This window comes from Streptomyces sp. NPDC059668 (assembly GCF_042734135.1).
Taxonomy (GTDB): Bacteria; Actinomycetota; Actinomycetes; order Streptomycetales; family Streptomycetaceae; genus Streptomyces.
The window spans coordinates 16,058-34,441 of the sequence record NZ_JBHWEL010000012.1 but is presented as its reverse complement, the minus strand read 5'-3'; the positions used below and the strand labels follow the sequence as shown (position 1 = coordinate 34,441).

Genomic DNA, 18,384 nt, shown 5'->3' with positions numbered 1-18,384 from the left:
CGCGCGGCCCCCCCCCACACTCCACCTGCTCGGGTCTGTCCCCGAGTCCTCCCCACTACATGTGTGGGCCCCCCCCCCGGCGGGGCCGCCCCCCCCCCCGGGGCCTCGGTCATGGGCCGGGCCGGGACGCCCGGACCTCCCTGCGTAGGGTGGTCGTCACCCGAACAGCCCCCTGGAAGGGAAGCGTGTGAGTATGGCGATCGAGGTCGGCACCGAGGCACCGGACTTCGAGCTCAGGGACAACCACGGCGCCACCGTGAAGCTGTCCGACTTCCGCGGTGCGAAGAACGTGGTGCTGCTCTTCTATCCGTTCGCGTTCACCGGTGTGTGCACCGGCGAGTTGTGCGCCCTGCGCGACGAACTGCCGAAGTTCGTCAACGACGACGTCCAGCTGCTGGCCGTCTCCAACGACTCCATCCACACCCTGCGTGTCTTCGCCGAGCAGGAGGGCCTGGACTACCCGCTGCTCTCCGATTTCTGGCCGCACGGCAACACTTCACGCGCGTACGGCGTCTTCGACGAGGACAAGGGGTGTGCCGTGCGCGGCACCTTCATCATCGACAAGGCGGGCGTCGTGCGCTGGACCGTGGTCAACGGTCTGCCGGACGCGCGTGACCTGAACGAGTACGTGAAGGCGCTCGACACCCTGTGATTCTTCGGTCGCAGGGCCTGCAGGGTGCGGGAACCCGTCACTAGGATCGACACGTTGATCCGATACCAACGCACGACGGGGCTCCCCGCCCCCGGACACCAATGGGAGGACTCGTGGGAGTCAGCCTCAGCAAGGGCGGCAACGTATCGCTGACCAAGGAGGCCCCGGGACTGACCGCGGTCATCGTCGGTCTGGGATGGGACGCCCGTACGACGACCGGCGTCGACTTCGACCTCGACGCCAGCGCCATCCTCACGAACGCGGACGGCAAGGTCAGCTCCGACCAGAACTTCGTGTTCTTCAACAACCTGAAGAGCCCGGACGGCTCGGTCGAGCACACCGGCGACAACATCACCGGTGAGGGCGAGGGCGACGACGAGCAGATCAAGGTGAATCTCGCCGCCGTCCCGGCCGACGTCCAGAAGATCGTGTTCCCGGTCTCGATCTACGACGCCGAGAACCGCCAGCAGTCCTTCGGCCAGGTCCGCAACGCGTTCATCCGCGTGGTGAACCAGGCCGGCGAGGCCGAGATCGCCCGCTACGACCTCTCCGAGGACGCCTCCACGGAGACCGCCATGGTCTTCGGCGAGCTGTACCGCAACGGCGCGGAGTGGAAGTTCCGCGCCATCGGCCAGGGTTACGCCTCGGGTCTGCGCGGCATCGCGCAGGACTTCGGCGTCAACGTCTGAGCCGTACTCCGGCGTCGAGCCCCCGGCCGTACGGCCCTGCCCCCGCGCTGGGTCACGGACCACGGCCTCCGGCTCCTCGGCCCGGCGCCGCGCCTCTTCGGGTGCGGTGCCGGGCCTGCCCGATATCTGTGCACCCCGTGTGCGACATATGAGCGCCGGGGCGCCGCGCGCATGCTGTGCCGTGCCCGGGGAAGACACCCCCCGGACCCGGACCGAGCGGACGGGCCGGCCGGGAACGGCGGGGACACCGCCCGCAGGACTGAGTGAACGCTTCACCGGGGAGGAATCAGATCATGGGCGTCACGCTCGCCAAGGGAGGCAATGTCTCCCTCTCCAAGGCCGCACCGAACCTCACACACGTGATGATCGGTCTCGGCTGGGACGCGCGCTCCACCACCGGAGCCCCCTTCGACCTGGACGCCAGCGCACTGCTGTGCAACTCCGGCCGGGTGCTCGGTGACGAGTGGTTCGTCTTCTACAACCAGCTCAAGAGCCCCGACGGCTCGGTGGAGCACACCGGCGACAACCTCACGGGTGAGGGCGAGGGCGACGACGAGTCGATCCTGATCGACCTCTCCAAGGTGCCGGCCAATGTCGACAAGATCGTCTTTCCGGTCTCCATCCACGAGGCCGACAACCGCGGCCAGACCTTCGGCCAGGTCAGCAACGCCTTCATCCGTGTGGTGAACCAGGCCGACGGACAGGAGCTCGCCCGCTACGACCTCTCCGAGGACGCCTCCACGGAGACCGCGATGATCTTCGGCGAGGTGTACCGCTACAACAGCGAGTGGAAGTTCCGCGCGGTGGGCCAGGGATACGCGTCCGGATTGCGCGGTATCGCCCTCGACTTCGGAGTCAATGTTTCCTAGGCCCACCTGCACCAGCCGAGGGCGGGCCTCTAGACTTCGTGGTCAACAGTAGGTAAAGCCGAGTACGGCGCGGGGGAATCCCTTCCCCGAGCCTGCGCTTGGGGGTGCCCCCACCACACGATGATTGGGTAGCCAGTGCTTCTGAAAACCTTCGGCTGGTCGTTCGCGATTACCGCGATCGGTCTGGTCGCAGCGGCCTTCTACGGGGGGTGGACCGCCTTTGGCATCGTGGCGATCCTGGCCGTCCTGGAGATCTCGCTGTCCTTCGACAACGCGGTGGTCAACGCCGGAATCCTGAAGAAGATGAGTGCCTTCTGGCAGAAGATCTTCCTCACGGTCGGTGTACTGATCGCCGTCTTCGGTATGCGTCTGGTCTTCCCCGTCGTCATCGTCGCCATCAGCGCCAAGATCGGCCCGATCGACGCGGTCGATCTCGCGCTGAACGACAAGGACAAGTACCAGCAGCTGGTGACCGACGCCCACCCGTCGATCGCCGCCTTCGGTGGCATGTTCCTGCTGATGATCTTCCTCGACTTCATCTTCGAGGACCGCGACATCCAGTGGCTGCGCTGGATCGAGCGCCCGCTGGCCAAGCTCGGCAAGGTCGACATGCTGTCGGTCTGCATCGCCCTGATCGTCCTGCTGATCACCTCCTTCACCTTCGCGGTCCACGCCCACCAGCACGGCGGCGGCCACGCCGACAAGGCACAGACGGTGCTGATCTCCGGCATCGCCGGTCTGATCACGTACATGGTCGTCGGCGGACTCTCCGGCTACTTCGAGGACCGGCTCGAAGAGGAGGAGGAGCGCACCCACGAGGAAGAGGAGGAGGCCGAGCGGACCGGCAAGAAGAAGCCCGCCGTCGTCCTGGCCGGCCAGGCCGCCTTCTTCATGTTCCTCTACCTGGAGGTCCTGGACGCGTCGTTCTCCTTCGACGGCGTCATCGGGGCCTTCGCCATCACCAACGACATCGTGCTGATGGCGCTCGGCCTCGGCATCGGCGCCATGTACGTCCGTTCGCTCACGGTCTACCTGGTCCGCCAGGGCACCCTCGACGACTACGTCTACCTGGAGCACGGCGCCCACTACGCGATCGGCGCCCTCGCCGTGATCCTGCTCGTCACCATCCAGTACCAGATCAACGAGGTCATCACCGGTCTCGTCGGTGTCGTCCTGATCGGCTGGTCCTTCTGGTCGTCCGTACGCCGCAACAAGGCGCTCGCGGCCGCCGAGGGAAAAGGCACGACCTCGGACGAGAAGGCTGAGGTCTCGTCCGGGGTCTGACGGGCTCCCCTTTTCGGAGGCTCGGTTCGCCCCCGGTGGCGAACGGCCTCTCGGGCTCACCGGCCCCTGGGGCGGCGCCGCACGGGTGTGAACCCGGGCCCGGTGAGGGAACGCTCTGAACGGGGCGGCTGTCGAGGACCAGTCCTCACGGCCGCCCCGCCGCATATCGAGGCAACATGGGGGCGGGATCGGCAATGGGCTTCTGGGACGAGCTGTGGCGCGGACGCACGACGGACTTCGACTCCGGCAGCGCGGCCACCAACTCCATAGAACTGACCAAACGCAGCCACACGGTCTCGCTCACCAAACAGGGTGCGGCCACCGGCAACCTGCGCATCAACCTGTCCTGGCGGATGCGCACCTCCGACATCGGCGGCGGCCAGCAGCGCGGCAGCCTGCTGCGCCACCCCCTCAAGATCTTCAAGCCGGACGTCGTCCAGGCGCACACCCAGAGCATGGTGAACGTCGACCTCGACCTCGGCGTGCTGTACGAGCTCACGGACGGCACCAAGGGCGTGGTGCAGCCGCTGGGCGGCCTCCTCGGTGAGATCAACGGCCCGCCGTTCGTGAAGCTCAGCGGCGACGACCGCTTCGGCTCCGGGTCGGGCGAGACGGCGTACGTCAACCTCGACCACCGCGACGACATCAAACGACTGCTGGTCTTCGTCTACATCTACGACCAGACGCCCGCCTTCGACCGTACGCACGCCGTCATCACCCTCTACCCGAGCAACGGCCCGAGGATCGAGATCGGCCTCGACGAGCGCCATCCGCAGGCGCGGTCCTGCGCGGTCGTGATGATCGAGAACAACAAGGGCGAGATCACCGTGCGCCGCGAGGTGAAGTTCGTCTACGGCTTCCAGGCCGAACTCGACCGGCTGTACGGCTGGGGACTCCAGTGGGGGCGGGGGTACAAGTCCAAGGTCGACCGCTGAGCACGCCCCGGCGTGGAGCGTCCGCGCAGGCCGGGACGCCGTCCCGGCCGTGGGGCGCCGCCCCGGGCGGACGGCTCCCCGTGGTGCCGCTCAGCGGCCCACGAACTGGGGGCCCTGCGGCGGCAGCCGGAAATCCGGGTCGGGCAGCGTGCCGACCGCCTGCGGGAAGCCGTACGCGGGCGGCACGGCGGGCGCCGTCTGCGGCTGCGGATAGCCGTACGCGGGCCGGCTCGCCGGCTGGGGGTAGCCGTAGGCGGGCTGCGCGGGTGCCGTCTGCGGCTGCGGATAGCCGTACGCGGGCTGCTGGGGCACCGGAGCGGGCTGCTCGGCCGGCAGCGGCACCGAGGCCTCCGGCGACGTCACCGGGACGGCCCAGTCCGCCGCCTCCGGTACGGTCCCGGTCGCGGCGGCGGTCTCGGGCTCCGACTCGTCCACCGTGATCCCGAAATCGGAGGCCAGCCCCTCCAGACCGTTCGGGTAACCCTCGCCGAGCGCCCGGAACTTCCAGCCCGCACCGCGCCGGTACAGCTCGCCGCAGATCAGCGCCGTCTCCGTACCCGTCTCCGGCTTGATGTCGAAGTACGCCAGGGGTTCACCCTCGGCACCGGAGGCGTCGTACAGCAGAATGCGCAGGGAGCGTACGCGGTCGAAGGAGACCCCGTCCGCCGAAGCGACCAGCAGAATCTGTCCGACGCCGGACTCGACACCGGCCAGATCTGTCTGGATCGTGTCGGTGAGGCCCTCGGCGACGCGCTTCTTGCCGAGTCGCCACACCTTGCCCGAAGGATGACGTGGCTGGTTGTAGAAGACGAAGTCCTCGTCGGATCGCACACGGCCGTCGGGACCGAGGAGCAGTGCCGAGGCGTCCACGTCCGGGACACCCTGCCCGGGCGTCCAGCGCAGCACGGCACGAACCGCTGTGGCGTCCAGCGGGATGTTCGACCCCTTCAGCATCGCGTGCGTCATGCGGTCATCCTGCCCTCTCGGTCCTGGTCACGACAACGCGGGGGTGAGGATTCCCCGTCGGGACGTGCGGACAACCGACATGGCCGAGTTACCTGAACTTCACGCCGGGTGGGAACCCCTGACATGCATTTGTACGTACTATTACCGGCCACATCACGTAGATCCGACTAGCCGCCATAGGGGAGTCTCATGCGTCATTTCGGGCACATCGCCCCCGAAGAGCGGCAGCGGCTCTTCCACCGCGAGCCCTGCGACTTCACCGCCGACTCCCCGCCCCGCCTGCTGGCGGCGGCCCTGGGAGCCACCCTCTACAGCCCCGCGACCCGGCCCCGCCTCGCCGACGACGTCGTCAAGCAGGCCGCGCGCGGCGTGGTCTCCATGGTGCTCTGCCTGGAGGACTCGATCGACGACTCCGAGGTCGCGGGCGCCGAGCAGAACCTGGTCCGGCAGTTCGCCGACCTCGCCGCACGGCCCACGGACCCGATTCCGCTGCTCTTCGTGCGGGTGCGCGAACCGGAGCAGATCCCGGACCTCGTGCAGCGGCTCGGCGCGTCCGTACGGCTGCTGTCCGGATTCGTACTGCCGAAGTTCACCGAGGAGCGGGGTGTCCCGTTCCTGGAGGCGCTCACCGCGGCCGAGGCCGCGAGCGGGCGCCGGCTCTTCGCCATGCCGGTCCTCGAATCGCCCTGCCTGCTGTACCTGGAGAGCCGCCGGGAGACCCTGGCTGGCATCTCCCGGGTCGTCGACAAGTACCGCGAGCGCGTCCTCGCGCTGCGCCTGGGCGTCACCGACTTCTGCTCGGCGTACGGACTGCGCAGAGCGCCCGACATGACCGCCTACGACGTCCAGATCGTCGCCTCCGTGATCGCCGACGTGGTGAACACGCTGGGCCGCGCGGACGGCACCGGCTTCACCGTGACCGGACCGGTCTGGGAGTACTTCCGGGTCCAGGAACGCATGTTCAAGCCGCAGCTGCGCCGCAGCCCCTTCCTGGAGGGCGAGGTCGAGGAGCTGCGCGAGGCCCTGATCGAGCACGACATGGACGGACTGCTGCGCGAGATCGCCCTCGACCGCGCCAACGGACTGCTCGGCAAGACCTGCATCCACCCCTCGCACGTCCCGGCCGTGCACGCCCTGTCCGTCGTCAGCCACGAGGAGTGGAGCGACGCGCAGGACATCCTGCGGCCCGAGCGCGGCGGCGGGGGTGTGCTGCGGTCGGCGTACACGAACAAGATGAACGAGGTGAAGCCGCACCGCGCCTGGGCCGAGCGGACTCTGGAGCGCGCCGAGGTGTTCGGCGTCGCGAACGAGGACATCGGCTTCGTGGAGCTGCTCGCCGCCGGGCTCCCGGCCTGACCGGGCCGCGCCGACACGTACGACCTCGCAGACTAAGGAATTGATGGACAACGTGGTGTGGACGGGGACCTGGGTCGCGGAGCGGCTCGGCGTCGAACTCGTCGGTGACGAGAAGCTGGGCGACCTGCTGGGACTCGCGCTGCGGCGCAATCCCCGGCGGGCGCATCTGCTGGTCTCGAACGTGCTGGGCAAGCACGTCCCGCAGTCGCCGTCCGTGGTGTACGGGTACGGGTTCGCGCTCGGCCGCCGCGTGCGGGAGCTGCTCGGGACCGAGGACGCCCGCGCGGCGGTCGTCCTCGGGTACGCGGAGACGGCCACCGGGCTCGGCCACTGCGTCGCCGACGGGGTGGGCCTCGCGCCGTACCTGCACTCGACCCGCCGCCCCGTCCCGGGCGTCACCCCGGCGGGCGGTTTCGAGGAGTCGCACTCGCACGCCACGTCCCATCTCCTGCTGCCGCAGGACCCCCGTCTGCTGGCGGGCGACGGTCCGCTGGTCCTCGTCGACGACGAGTTCTCGACCGGTAACACGGTCCTCAACACCATCCGCGACCTGCACGCCCGCCATCCGCGCGAGCGGTACGTGATCGTGGCGCTGGTCGACATGCGGTCGGCCGCCGATCTCGGGCGGCTGGAGGACTTCGCCCGGGAGATCGGCGCGCGAGTGGACCTGGTCGTCGCGGCGAGCGGCACGGTGAAGCTCCCGGAGGGCGTGCTGGAGAAGGGCCAGGCACTGGTGGCGGAGTACGAGTCCGTCGGCACGGGCACGGCGGGGTCCGCGCCCGAGTTCGCCGGCACGGGCACGGCGGGGTCCGCGCCCGAGTTCGCCGGCACGGGCACTGCCGGGTCCGCGCCGGTCGCGCCGGAGCGCGGGACGACCGCCGGGCAGCGCCCGGCCCCCGCCGCCACGGACGCGGCCGACGGCCCGGCCGGAGCGCCCGGGAGCGCCCCCAGCCGCCGCGGGCACCCGGCCGCCACCCGGGTCGCCCTCGGCTGGCCGCGCGGCGTTCCGGACGGCGGCCGGCACGGCTTCACGCCCGGACACCGCGTCCGGCTCGACGCCGCCCTGCCCGCCATGGCCGCGCGGATCGCCGAGGCGCTGCCGGACGGCGCCCGCCGCGTGCTGGTGCTCGGCTTCGAGGAGCTGATGTACGCGCCGCTGCGGCTGGCCAGGGAACTGGAGCAGGTCACGGCCGCCGAGGTGCGCTACTCCACGACCACCAGGTCCCCGGTCCTCGCCCTCGACGACCCCGGCTACGCGATACGCACCCGGCTCGTCTTCCCCTCCCACGACCACCCGGACGACGGCCCCGGGGAGCGCTACGCCTACAACGTGGCGGGCGCCGGCTTCGACGCCGTCGTGGCCGTCGTGGACTCCGCCGCGGACACCCCCGAGCTGCACGCCCCCGGGGGACTGCTGGCCGGGCTCGCGGACCACGTCCCGGCTGTCCTGCTCGCCGTGGTCCCCTCCTACGTCCCCGCACGGCCGTCCACCGAAAGGACCTCCATGCTGCCCGAGCCCCTCCGCGGCCCCGCCTTCTCCTCGTACGCGCCGGACGAGGTCGGCTGGCTGCTGCGGGACCTCTCGGACGTGACGCTGGAGGCGCCGACGGAGGAGCGCGAGGAGGCGATCCAGAGCGGCGGCGCCCACTACGCGGAGTCGCTGCCCGTCGAGTACCAGCCGAGCGACCAGTACCAGGAGCTGTTCCGCGCGGCCCTCGCCACCTCGGCCGCCCGCATCGCCCAGGCCGTCGGCGCCGTCACCGAACTGGTGCTCGCCGAACGCTCCCGCTCGCCGCTCGGCCCGGACCCGGACACCGCCACCCCGCGACCGGTCCTGGTGTCGCTGGCCCGCGCGGGAACCCCCGTCGGCGTCCTGATGCGCCGCTGGGCCCGCTACCGCCACGGCATCGACCTGCCGCACTACGCCGTCTCCATCGTCCGCGGCCGTGGCATCGACCCCAACGCGCTGCGTTGGCTCGCCGCCCACCACGACCCCGCCGACATCGTGTTCGTCGACGGCTGGACCGGCAAGGGTGCGATCACCCGCGAACTCGCCCAGGCCATCGAGGAGTTCGAGGCGGCCGAGGGCGTCACCGGCTTCGACCCGGAGATCGCGGTCCTGGCCGACCCGGGCTCCTGCGTACGGACGTACGGCACCCGGGAGGACTTCCTCATCCCGTCCGCCTGCCTCAACTCGACGGTGTCCGGGCTGATATCGCGGACCGTCCTGCGCTCCGACCTGGTCGGCGAACACGACTTCCACGGCGCGAAGTTCTACCGCGAACTCGCCGGCTCCGACGTCTCCGTCGAGTTCCTGGACGCCGTCGAGGCCCACTTCCCCGACGTCGCCGAGGAGGCGGGCAGCCAGGCGAAGGAACTCCTCGCCGCCGACCGCACCCCCACCTGGGAGGGCTGGGCGGCCGTCGAGCGGATCAGCGAGGAGTACGGGATCCACGACGTGAACCTCGTCAAGCCCGGCGTCGGCGAGACCACCCGGGTGCTGCTGCGCCGGGTCCCCTGGAAGATCCTGGCCCGCGCGGGAGCCGGCGCCGACCTCGACCACGTACGGCTGCTCGCCGAGCAGCGCGGGGTGCCCGTCGAGGAGGTCGCCGAACTCCCCTACACCTGCGTGGGGTTGATCCACCCGAAGTACACGCGTGGCGCCACCGGTGCCGACGGCAGGGCGGTGGCGGTCTGATGTCCGCGGCAAAAGCACTCGTCGCCAGCGATCTGGACCGCACGCTCATCTACTCCGCGGCGGCCCTCGGGCTGACCATGCCGGACGCGCGGGCACCCCGGCTGCTCTGCGTCGAGGTGCACGAGAGCAGGCCGCTGTCGTACATGACCGAGACGGCCGCCGCGCTGCTCTCGGAACTGGGCGACATGGCGGACTTCGTGCCCACCACGACCCGCACCCGCAAGCAGTACCAGCGCATCAGTCTGCCGGGGCCCGCCCCGAAGTACGCGATCTGCGCCAACGGCGGACACCTGCTCGTCGACGGCGTGTCCGATCCGCAGTGGCACGCGCGGGTGACCGCACGGCTCGCCGACGAGTGCGCTCCGCTGGCCGAGGTGCGCGCGCACCTGGAGGCCACCGCCGACCCGGCCTGGGTGCGCAAGCACCGGGTCGCCGAGGACCTGTTCGTCTATCTCGTCGTCGAGCGCGAACTGCTGCCCGAGGAGTGGGTGAAGGACCTGGCGGTCTGGGCCGAGAACCGGGGCTGGACCGTCTCGCTCCAGGGCCGCAAGGTCTACGCCGTTCCGAAGCCGCTCACCAAGAGCGCGGCGATGCGTGAGGTGGCCCGACGCACCGGCGCGACCCTGACCCTCGCCGCCGGTGACTCCCTCCTCGACGCGGACCTGCTGCTGGCCGCCGACCGGGGCTGGCGTCCGGGCCATGGCGAGCTGGCCGAGGCCGACTGGGCCGGACCGGCGGTCACGGCGCTCCCGGAGCGGGGCGTCGCGGCGGGCGAACGGATCCTGCGGGAGTTCTTGGCCGCCTGCGGGCGCCCGGGACCGGCCTGAGGAAGCGTCGGCGGATCTCCCGGGGGCGACGCTCCCGGGAGATCCGCCGGACAAACGTGAAGAGTTCCTGAGAAAAGGCGGGTCAGCCGCAGCAGCCTCCGCCGCAGCAACCGCCGCCGCCCCCGCCTCCACCACCGCTCGGGCGTGGCGCCGACGCGGCGCCGCCCGTCGCGACTGCGACGGTGGAGAGAAGTTTCACTGTGTCGTCGTGCCCGGCGGGGCAGGCCGCCGGAGCGGCGGAATCCGCCATGGGCCGGCTCAGTTCGAAGGTGTCGCCGCAGGTCCGGCAGCGGTACTCGTAGCGAGGCATGTGCCCAGGTTAGCGGGCTGGTGGCGACGATCGCAGTGTTCCGCGACCGGGCTTTTCGAAGGGCGCGGCGGGGACCGGAAACAGACAGTTCACGGCCGCGCGCGCCAAGCCTGCTCGAGCTCCGGAACATTTCTGTCTCGTTCCTGAGCGAAGAGATCGTATTAGTCGCTGATAATTTAAGAGGGCCGCGACGAGCCGCAAGGTCGGGGAGGGGGGCTCGCAGCCGCATGAGCGGCCGCTGCATCTGCCCGCGCGCGCAATTCCGAAGTGCGGAGGGAGACGCAGTCGTGACCGAGGCATGGCATCGCAGGGATGCCCCGCATCCTCTGGGCCGTCCACGCGCCGGAGCCCGCCGTGGCTGAACCGCAGGACGACGGCCGCGCCGGCCGCCGCGAGGGCGAACCGAAGGACGCCGCGGGCCGGCGTACGGGCAACGAGACACCCGCCGAGGAGACCACGCAGCTGCGTATACCGCCGCGCGCCGGCCGCCCCGCCGAGGAGACCACCCAGCTTCGTGTACCGCCCGCCGAGGAGACCACGCAGCTCCGCGTACCGCCGCGCGCGGACCCTCCCGCCGAGGAGACCACCCAGCTTCGTATACCGCCGCGGGCCGACGTCCCCGACGACACGTCCGCCGAGGAGCCCCCGGGCGCGGAGGACGACACACAACAAGCCGATCGAGGGGCGAATTCACGCCATCGTGGCTCCCGTCGCCGGCCCGTGCAGTCCTCCGCCCTCGCCGCGCGCCTCGTGCCCTTCGCCCGCCGTCTGAAACCGGACTACCCCCGGCCGGGCCGGACCGGCTGGCGGCGCTGGGTGCCCTCGTGGCGGCAGTGGCTGGCGGCGTGGGGCCTGGCCGTCGGCCTGAGCGCCTCGCTGCTGGCCATCGCGTACGCCGCCACGGACATTCCCAAGAACCTCAACACCTATGCCACCCAGCAGGACAACGTCTACTTCTGGTCCGACGGCACGCCCATGGCCCGCACCGGGTGGGTGCAGCGGCAGGCGATGCCGTTGAAGGACATACCCGAGCAGGTGCGCTGGGCGGTGCTGGCGGCGGAGAACGAGAGCTTCTACTCCGACCCGGGCATCTCCTTCAAGGGCATCAGCCGCGCCCTGGTGCGTACGGTGGGCCAGGGGGACACCCAGGGCGGTTCGACGATCACCCAGCAGTACGTCAAGAACGTCTATCTGACCCAGAACCAGACGGTGAGCCGCAAGTTCACCGAGGCCATGATCTCCCTGAAGCTCGACAACAGGATGAGCAAGGACAAGATCCTGGAGGGTTACCTCAACACCAGCTGGTTCGGCCGCGGCACCTACGGCCTCCAGCGCGCCGCCCAGGCCTATTACGGCAAGGACGTGAGCCGGCTCAACGCGAGCGAGGGCGCCTTCCTCGCCTCGCTCCTCAAGGGCGCGGGCCTCTACGACCCCACGCTGAGCCGGAAGAACCACGACCGGGCCGTGGAACGGTGGTCCTGGATCCTCGACCGCATGGTCAAGATCGGCAAGCTGTCGCCCGCCGAGCGCGCCCAGTACACGAAGTTCCCCGAGCCGCTCAAGCAGGGCCGCGTCTACGACACCGGCAAGCAGAGCGACTACCTGGTGGAGCTGGCGACCCAGTACGCCAAGAAGTCCGGCCACATCTCCGACAAGGAGTTCGACCTGGGCGGCTACCAGATCTACACGACCTTCGACCGCAAGCGGGAGACCGCGCTCACCGACGCCGTCACCAAGGCCCGCGACAAGGCGGTGAAGGGCGACCCCGCCACGGCGAAGACCGCGCACTACGGGGCCGCCTCGGTGGCCGACGACGGCCGGATACTCGCCGTCTACGGCGGTCCCGACCACCGGACGCAGGGCTACAACGAGTCCAACGCGACGACCGTCCCGGCCGGTTCGGCCTTCCTGCCGTTCGTCTACGCCGCCGGGCTCCAGCACGGGATTCACAAGACCCGCGACAGCACGGCGACACCGGTCTCGCCCGAGTCCGTCTACGACGGTGACGACGGCGTCCCCGTCTCCACGCCCGAGGGCCCCTACTGGGACCGCAGCGGCAAGAAGGTCGCCGCCCACAACGACGGCAACAAGTCCTACGGGCCGATCAGTCTGCGCAAGGCGCTGGCCGAGTCCGTGAACGTGCCGTTCATGCAGCTCGGCATGGACACCGGACTGGACAAGGTGCGGCAGACCGCCGAGGCGAGCGGACTGCTCTCCTCCAGCCTGGGGCCGCAGGTGCCCGCGCTGTCGCTGGGCAGCTCCACCCCGAGCGCGATCCGGATGGCGAACTCCTACGCCACCTTCGCCGCGGACGGGTCGCACACCGAGCCGTACTCCGTGCGACGCATCACCCGCAACGGCTCCTCGGTGGCCCTGATCACGCCCCGGCCCCACCGCGCGGTACGCCCCGAGGTGGCCGCCCAGGTCACCGAGGCGCTCACGGACTCCTTCCGCGAGGCGCATCCCGCCGCGTCCCAGTCCGCGCCGCAGGCGGCCGGGAAGGCCGGCACCACGCACGACGACAAGGCCGCCTGGTACGTGGGCACGAACCGTTCCGTGTCGACGGCCGTCGTCCTCTACCGCCTGGACCTCACCAAGAGCCTCGAACCGCTGCCGCTCAAGGGGATCGCAGGCACCCCCGACGACGATGTCCCGTACGGCATCTGGGCCGGCGCCATGAGCCCGCTCGGCTGACCACGACGGCCGAGAAGCCGTCCCTCGCTCCGTCCGCCCCCCTCCCAGAATGTGCCCCGTATGAACTCGAAGCACAGCCGGCGCCGCCGCCGTGAGCCCGCTCCCGGTTCCGCTGCCACGTCCGCCCGCCAGAGTTTCGTGGCGATGACGGCGTTCCTCGTCGTGGCCACCTCCACGGCCACCTTCCTCGCCCTGCGGGGCTCGGACAGCACCACTCCTGCCGCGTCCGCCGGACGCGGCTCCAGTGCCGCCCGGAAGGCGCCCAAGGAGCCTGTGTGGGACGGGAAGACCAAGGTGCTCGGGGACGGCTCCACGTCCTACAGCGGCCCGCAGAAGGGCGAGTTGAAGCCCGTACCACTCAAGCCGGGCGAGAAGCCGCCCCAGTTCGTCGTCTTCTCCTGGGACGGCGCTCTGCAGGGCGACGACAAGCTCTTCTCGCACTACACGGAGATGGCCAAGGAATACAACGCCCACATGACGTTCTTCCTGACCGGCATCTACCTGCTGCCCAAGGCCAAGAAGACGCTCTACGAGCCGCCGATGCACTCGCCGGGCTCCGCCGCGATCAGCTATCCCACCGACGAGCACATCCGCACCACGCTGGAGCAGCTGGGCGAGGCGTGGAAGGAGGGCAACGAGATAGGCACCCACTTCAACGGCCACTTCTGCGGCGACAAGGGCGGCGGGGACTGGAGTGTGGCGGAGTGGGAGAGCGAGATCGACCAGTTCTTCTCCTTCGTGGAGAAGTGGAAGACCAACACCGGCTACACCGACCTGCCGGCCCTGCCCTTCGACCCCGCGCGTGAGGTCAACGGCGGCCGCGCGCCGTGCCTGGAGGGGCAGCCGAACCTGCTCAAGGCCATGAAGGCCACCGCCAAGAAGTACAAGTGGCGCTACGACGCCAGCTCCGCCGGCCAGTACCAGATATGGCCCACCAAGCAGGAGGGCGTCTGGGACTTCCCGCTCCAGATGCTGCCGTACGAGAAGGGCAAGTACCAGGGCCTGTCCATGGACTTCAACTTCCTCTACAACCAGTCCGGCGGCGAGACCACGGGCGACCCGGCGAAGTACCCGCAGTGGGAGCAGGAGACCGTGCAGTCGTACATGGCGGGCTTCGACCGCGTGTACTACGGCAGCCGGGCGCCGCTCTTCATCGGCAACCACTTCGAGGACTGGAACGGTGGCATCTACATGAAGTCCATCGATCAGGTCGTCAAGAACGTCTGCACCAAGAAGGGCGTTCGCTGTGTGTCCTTCCGGGAACTGGCCGACTGGCTCGACGTGCAGAAGCCCGCGACCCTGGAGCGGCTGCGCAGCCTGGATCCCGCGCAGTCGCCGGACTGGTCGACGGTGGTGAAGTAGCTGTCGGCCCGTCAACTTACCTTTCTGATAAGGGAGTTGGCCTAGTCTCCATGAAATCCCCCCGGTTTTAACCCAGTTGGACGAGGCATGTAAAGATTCCCTCCCCGGCGCCCGACCGGGGGACCAAGGAGAATCATCAGTGAGATCACAGACGCCGAGCGGCGGCCGCTCGGCCGTGCTGGTGGCGGTCGCCCTCTCCGCCGTCCTGCTGCCCCTGTCCACCGCCCACGCGGCGAACGCGCCCTTGACCGCCGACCGGGCGACGGCCGACGCCTTCGGCCGGATCGCGGACGCCGTGCTGACCGACCGCACCGACGCCCTGCTGGTCCCCGGGACAGCGGCCCCCCACGCGGCGCCGTCGGCGACCGTGAACGCCGCGGGGAAGCGGCGGGTCTCCCTGTCCGCCGCGCTGACGCGCACCGAGGACACCGCGGTGACCTCCCTGCACGGCACCCGGTCCCGTCTCGCGGCGCTGGGCGAGGCCTACACCGCCGCCGACACAGATGTCACCGTCGACCGGACCCGGGTGGCCGGCAAGCGGGCCACGGCCTGGGTCACCGAGACCACGGTCCTCACGTACCGGAGGATCCGCGGTGACGAACCCGCCACGACGGGCTTCAGCGCGCACCACGTCCTGACCTTCGCCGCCCAGGCGGACGGCACCTGGAAGCTGTCCGGTCTGCGCTCGACGGACGAGGGTCCCCGGCAGGTCAACGAGCCGGTGACCGCCGCGCCGGCGGGCGTGGCCCCGATGGCCGTCATCGACGCCCCCAGGGCGGCGACCACGTATCCCGCGCCCGCCGCCGCCAAGAAGCTCACCGGCGGCACGTACGACTACGCGGCGATGGCCGCGTACGCCGAGAAGTACTGGAAGAACTACAACACCGCCTACCGGAGCTTCAATTCGGCCGGCGGCGACTGCACCAACTATGTGAGCCAGTCCCTGAAGGCGGGCGGCTGGCAGTCGGTGACGTCCTCGGACGAGGACTACGGCACCTGGTACTACGGGACTTCGGGGCAGTCCGACTCCTGGGTCGGCGTGAACGAGTGGTCCTGGTTCACCCAGACCGACCGGCGGACCACCCCGCTGGCGAACGTCTACCAGATGGACGTCGGCGACGTCATGCAGATGGACTTCGACAAGGACGGGTCCAAGGACCACACCATGATCACGTCGTACCGCAGCTCCAGCGGCGTGCCGTACCTGACCTATCACGACACCGACACCTACCGCCGGTCCGTGTCGAGCCTCATCGCGTCGTACCCGAACTCGGCGTACTACGCCTACCGCACCTGATCGACGTGATCGGCCACGTGATCGCCGACTACGTGACCGCCGGCCACGTGATCTAGGGGTCCATGGTCCCGGGATCCCTGCTCCCGGGGCCCATGGTGTTGCCGGGGCCGGGGCCGGGAGTTGTGCCGTGGCCCGGGGTGGTGCCGGGGTCCTCGCTCCCGGGGTCCGCGGCGTCGCGGCTTCCGCGTCCGGGCCCCATGGCCCGGGGGTCCCGCCCCTTCTCCCTGGAGATGGTGGCTCCCGGGGTCCCCGGGGCCTCCGGGGTGCTGCGGCCTTGTTGCAGCGCCGTCGCCGTGGCCGACTCCTGCAGGGTCCGGACCCGCTCCTCCTGGTCCCGCGCTTCAGGATGGCGGGCCTTCCAGTACGGGTTGTCGTGCGGGAGGGCCGAGCCGACCCTCCCGTACATCCCGAAGAACATCAGCAGGACGCCCACCACGAAGCTGAACAGCACGTTCTGGATGTGGAACGCGAGGAAGTTGAAGCTGGTGTCCAGCAGTGCCAGGTTCAGGAAGCCGCTGAGGATGAACAGCACGCCGAGGACCATGTTGACGGTCGAGGCGACGTTCCCGCCGATCACCATGCCCGCGAACAGGATGAGCCCGGCGCAGATCGACACGACACTGAGCGTGCCGTTGGTGTTCAGCCCCACGACGGTGTCCCCGTGGGTGGTGAAGAAGCCGATGTTGTCGGTCACGCCCAGGATGCCGAAGGCGAGCAGGAACAGGCCCATCAGGCCCGCGCCTATCCGGTAGAACGTGCTCAGCCGGTGATCGACGGGCAGGTGCTCGTCGAGGGCGAAGCGCTTCCTGGGTCCGGGACGAAGTACGTGCGTGGCCATATCCGCCTCCCTCTCCAGCTAGCGGAGGCCGTACGTACCCACCAGCATCCGCCCGCACGGCCGGGACCGCCACCACAGGACCGTCCGCGTCGGACGGTCCGCGTCGGACTGTCCGCAGTCGGACGGTCCGGCCGGGAGGGAAGCGGGGAGGGGCGGGCGCGGGGGCGGCGGGGTGCCGGGGCGGGCCCGGAGCGGTCAGGTCGCGGCGCGGGCCTGGAGCGGTCGGGCCGCGGCGCGGGCTTGGAGCGGTCGGGCCGCGGCGCGGGCTGCGGTCAGGCCCCAGTCGGCCCGAGGAGGGCGGTCAGGCCCCGGCTCCACGCTCCCCGCGGATCTGGGAGACGACCCGCGCCGCCGCTCCCCGTACCGCCTCGGTCTCGGTCAGGAAGTACCAGAAGTCGGGATGGCGCCCCTCCAGCGTGGCGACGGCGCGGTCCAGGCGGCCCACGGCCTCGTCGAGCGGACGGGCGTGTCGCGGGTCCGGCGTGTTGCGGCCCGCCATGGCCAGCCGCTGGGCGTCACGCAGGGCGAACCGGGTGCGGTCGATCTCCTGCTGCGGATCCTTGGCGACGGCGTTCAGCCGCCGCAGCCGGTCGCCGGCCGCCGACACGGCCTCGTCGGTGCTGTTGAGCAGCGCCCGCACGGTGGACAGCAGCGAGGTCGCGTCCGGCCAGCGCTGGGCGTCCCGCGCTGCCTGCGCCTCCTTCAGCTTGAGCTCGGCCTGCCGTACGTTCTCCGCGGCGTGGTCGGGTACGTGCTGCAGGTCCTGCCAGCACGCGGACGTGAACCGGCGCCGCAGCTCGCTCAGTACCGGCTCCACCTGCCCGGCGCGGGTGGTCAGCGCCTGGGCGCGGGTGCGCAGCGACACCAGCCGGTGGTCGATCTCGGCGGCCCGCTCCGGCAGCCGCTCGGCCTCCGCGCGCACCGCCCCGGCCTCCCGGGAGACCCGCTCGGCACGCTCCAGTGTCTCGGGCACGCCGTGCTGCCCGGCACCCTGGTTGAGCCTGGTCAGCTCGGGTCCGAGGGCGGCCAGACGGGCGGCGAGATCGTCCGCCGTGAGCCCGGAGCCACGCACCTCGTCGAGCGCGTTCGAGGCGCCGAGCAGCGCCTGGCGGGCCCGCTCGACGGCCGGAGCGAGGCGGGCCAGCTGGGTCTCGGCCTTGCCGAGCAGCGGACCGAGCCCCTGCGCGTACCGGTCCAGCTCGCCCTTGACCCGGTTCAGCTCGTCCTTGGCGGCGGTCAGCTCGGTACGGGCGTGCGCGGCGACCGAGGCCTCCAGCTCGTCCCGGTCGAGGTCGTGCGCGTCGACGGCCTCGATGTACTTCCCGCTCGCCTCGTCGATGCGCCGCCCCAGCGCCTCGAAGTCGGAGACGGCGCGGCGGGCGGCGGGGGAGTCGTCGACAGCGGTGATCGTCTCGATCGAGATCCGCAGATCCCGCTGGGCGGTGTCCAGTTCGTAGAAGGCGGCCGCGGCGGCGTCCTTCGCGGCCTGCGCCTCGGCCCGCTGGCTCTCGGAACGTCCGCCGAACCACCGGCGGGTGCCGCCGCCGGCGAACGCGGCGGGCAGGACGAGCGCGGCGAGCAGGGGGAGCGTCATGAGCGTCAGCGCG

Annotated in this window: 15 protein-coding genes; 11 read left to right on the top strand and 4 right to left on the bottom strand. The window is 70.6% G+C overall.

The window, feature by feature from the left end; genetic code table 11:
- Positions 1-193: 193 nt before the first annotated feature.
- From ACFV2J_RS12030 to ACFV2J_RS12010, 5 genes are all read left to right on the top strand, one after another.
- Positions 194-652, top strand: coding sequence for a peroxiredoxin (locus tag ACFV2J_RS12030; RefSeq protein WP_385093937.1), 459 nt, complete (start codon positions 194-196; stop codon positions 650-652).
- A gap of 113 nt (positions 653-765) precedes the next feature.
- Positions 766-1,341, top strand: coding sequence for a TerD family protein (locus ACFV2J_RS12025; protein ID WP_148013793.1), 576 nt, complete (start codon positions 766-768; stop codon positions 1,339-1,341).
- Between the two features lie 293 nt (positions 1,342-1,634).
- Positions 1,635-2,210 (top strand): TerD family protein, encoded by a 576-nt coding sequence (locus tag ACFV2J_RS12020; RefSeq protein WP_148013792.1) that lies wholly within the window; start codon positions 1,635-1,637, stop codon positions 2,208-2,210.
- A 135-nt stretch (positions 2,211-2,345) separates the two neighbouring features.
- On the top strand, positions 2,346-3,494 hold the full coding sequence (locus ACFV2J_RS12015) for a DUF475 domain-containing protein (RefSeq protein WP_385093932.1): 1,149 nt from the start codon (positions 2,346-2,348) through the stop codon (positions 3,492-3,494).
- Positions 3,495-3,688: 194 nt separating this feature from the next.
- Positions 3,689-4,429, top strand: a complete 741-nt coding sequence (locus tag ACFV2J_RS12010) for a Tellurium resistance (protein ID WP_168527941.1) — start codon at positions 3,689-3,691, stop codon at positions 4,427-4,429.
- A gap of 90 nt (positions 4,430-4,519) precedes the next feature.
- Here ACFV2J_RS12010 and ACFV2J_RS12005 read toward each other — a convergent pair whose 3' ends face one another.
- Positions 4,520-5,395, bottom strand: coding sequence for a TerD family protein (locus ACFV2J_RS12005; RefSeq protein WP_385438375.1), 876 nt, complete (start codon positions 5,393-5,395; stop codon positions 4,520-4,522).
- A gap of 189 nt (positions 5,396-5,584) precedes the next feature.
- Here ACFV2J_RS12005 and ACFV2J_RS12000 point away from each other — a divergent pair, with 189 nt between their 5' ends.
- The 3 genes from ACFV2J_RS12000 to ACFV2J_RS11990 are packed head-to-tail and all read left to right on the top strand — an operon-like array spanning position 5,585 to position 10,276.
- Positions 5,585-6,751: an HpcH/HpaI aldolase/citrate lyase family protein gene (locus ACFV2J_RS12000; RefSeq protein ID WP_385093926.1), complete on the top strand. Its 1,167-nt coding sequence runs from the start codon at positions 5,585-5,587 to the stop codon at positions 6,749-6,751.
- Positions 6,752-6,794: 43 nt separating this feature from the next.
- A complete protein-coding gene (locus ACFV2J_RS11995) occupies positions 6,795-9,449 on the top strand; it encodes a phosphoribosyltransferase (RefSeq protein WP_385438372.1) in 2,655 nt (884 codons plus the stop codon).
- Positions 9,449-10,276, top strand: a complete 828-nt coding sequence (locus ACFV2J_RS11990; protein ID WP_385097763.1) for an HAD family hydrolase — start codon at positions 9,449-9,451, stop codon at positions 10,274-10,276. The genes ACFV2J_RS11995 and ACFV2J_RS11990 overlap by 1 nt, the downstream gene beginning before the upstream one ends.
- An 82-nt stretch (positions 10,277-10,358) precedes the next feature.
- Here ACFV2J_RS11990 and ACFV2J_RS11985 read toward each other — a convergent pair whose 3' ends face one another.
- Entirely contained in the window at positions 10,359-10,586 is a 228-nt protein-coding gene (locus ACFV2J_RS11985; protein WP_385438369.1) for a zinc ribbon domain-containing protein, read from the bottom strand.
- Between the two features lie 354 nt (positions 10,587-10,940).
- Here ACFV2J_RS11985 and ACFV2J_RS11980 point away from each other — a divergent pair, with 354 nt between their 5' ends.
- From ACFV2J_RS11980 to ACFV2J_RS11970, 3 genes are all read left to right on the top strand, one after another.
- Complete coding sequence (locus ACFV2J_RS11980; RefSeq protein ID WP_385094761.1) at positions 10,941-13,280, top strand: transglycosylase domain-containing protein; 2,340 nt, start codon at positions 10,941-10,943, stop codon at positions 13,278-13,280.
- A 60-nt stretch (positions 13,281-13,340) separates the two neighbouring features.
- A complete protein-coding gene (locus ACFV2J_RS11975; RefSeq protein ID WP_385094764.1) occupies positions 13,341-14,642 on the top strand; it encodes a hypothetical protein in 1,302 nt (433 codons plus the stop codon).
- A gap of 139 nt (positions 14,643-14,781) precedes the next feature.
- The gene (locus tag ACFV2J_RS11970) at positions 14,782-15,939 is read left to right on the top strand and encodes an amidase domain-containing protein (protein ID WP_385094767.1); all 1,158 of its coding nucleotides are present in this window, start codon (positions 14,782-14,784) and stop codon (positions 15,937-15,939) included.
- 52 nt (positions 15,940-15,991) lie between these two features.
- On the opposite strand, the gene ACFV2J_RS11965 is transcribed toward ACFV2J_RS11970, so the two are convergent.
- Positions 15,992-16,777, bottom strand: coding sequence for a DUF4383 domain-containing protein (locus tag ACFV2J_RS11965; protein WP_385094770.1), 786 nt, complete (start codon positions 16,775-16,777; stop codon positions 15,992-15,994).
- Between the two features lie 301 nt (positions 16,778-17,078).
- Complete coding sequence (locus ACFV2J_RS11960; RefSeq protein ID WP_385087492.1) at positions 17,079-18,371, bottom strand: hypothetical protein; 1,293 nt, start codon at positions 18,369-18,371, stop codon at positions 17,079-17,081.
- Positions 18,372-18,384: the final 13 nt, after the last annotated feature.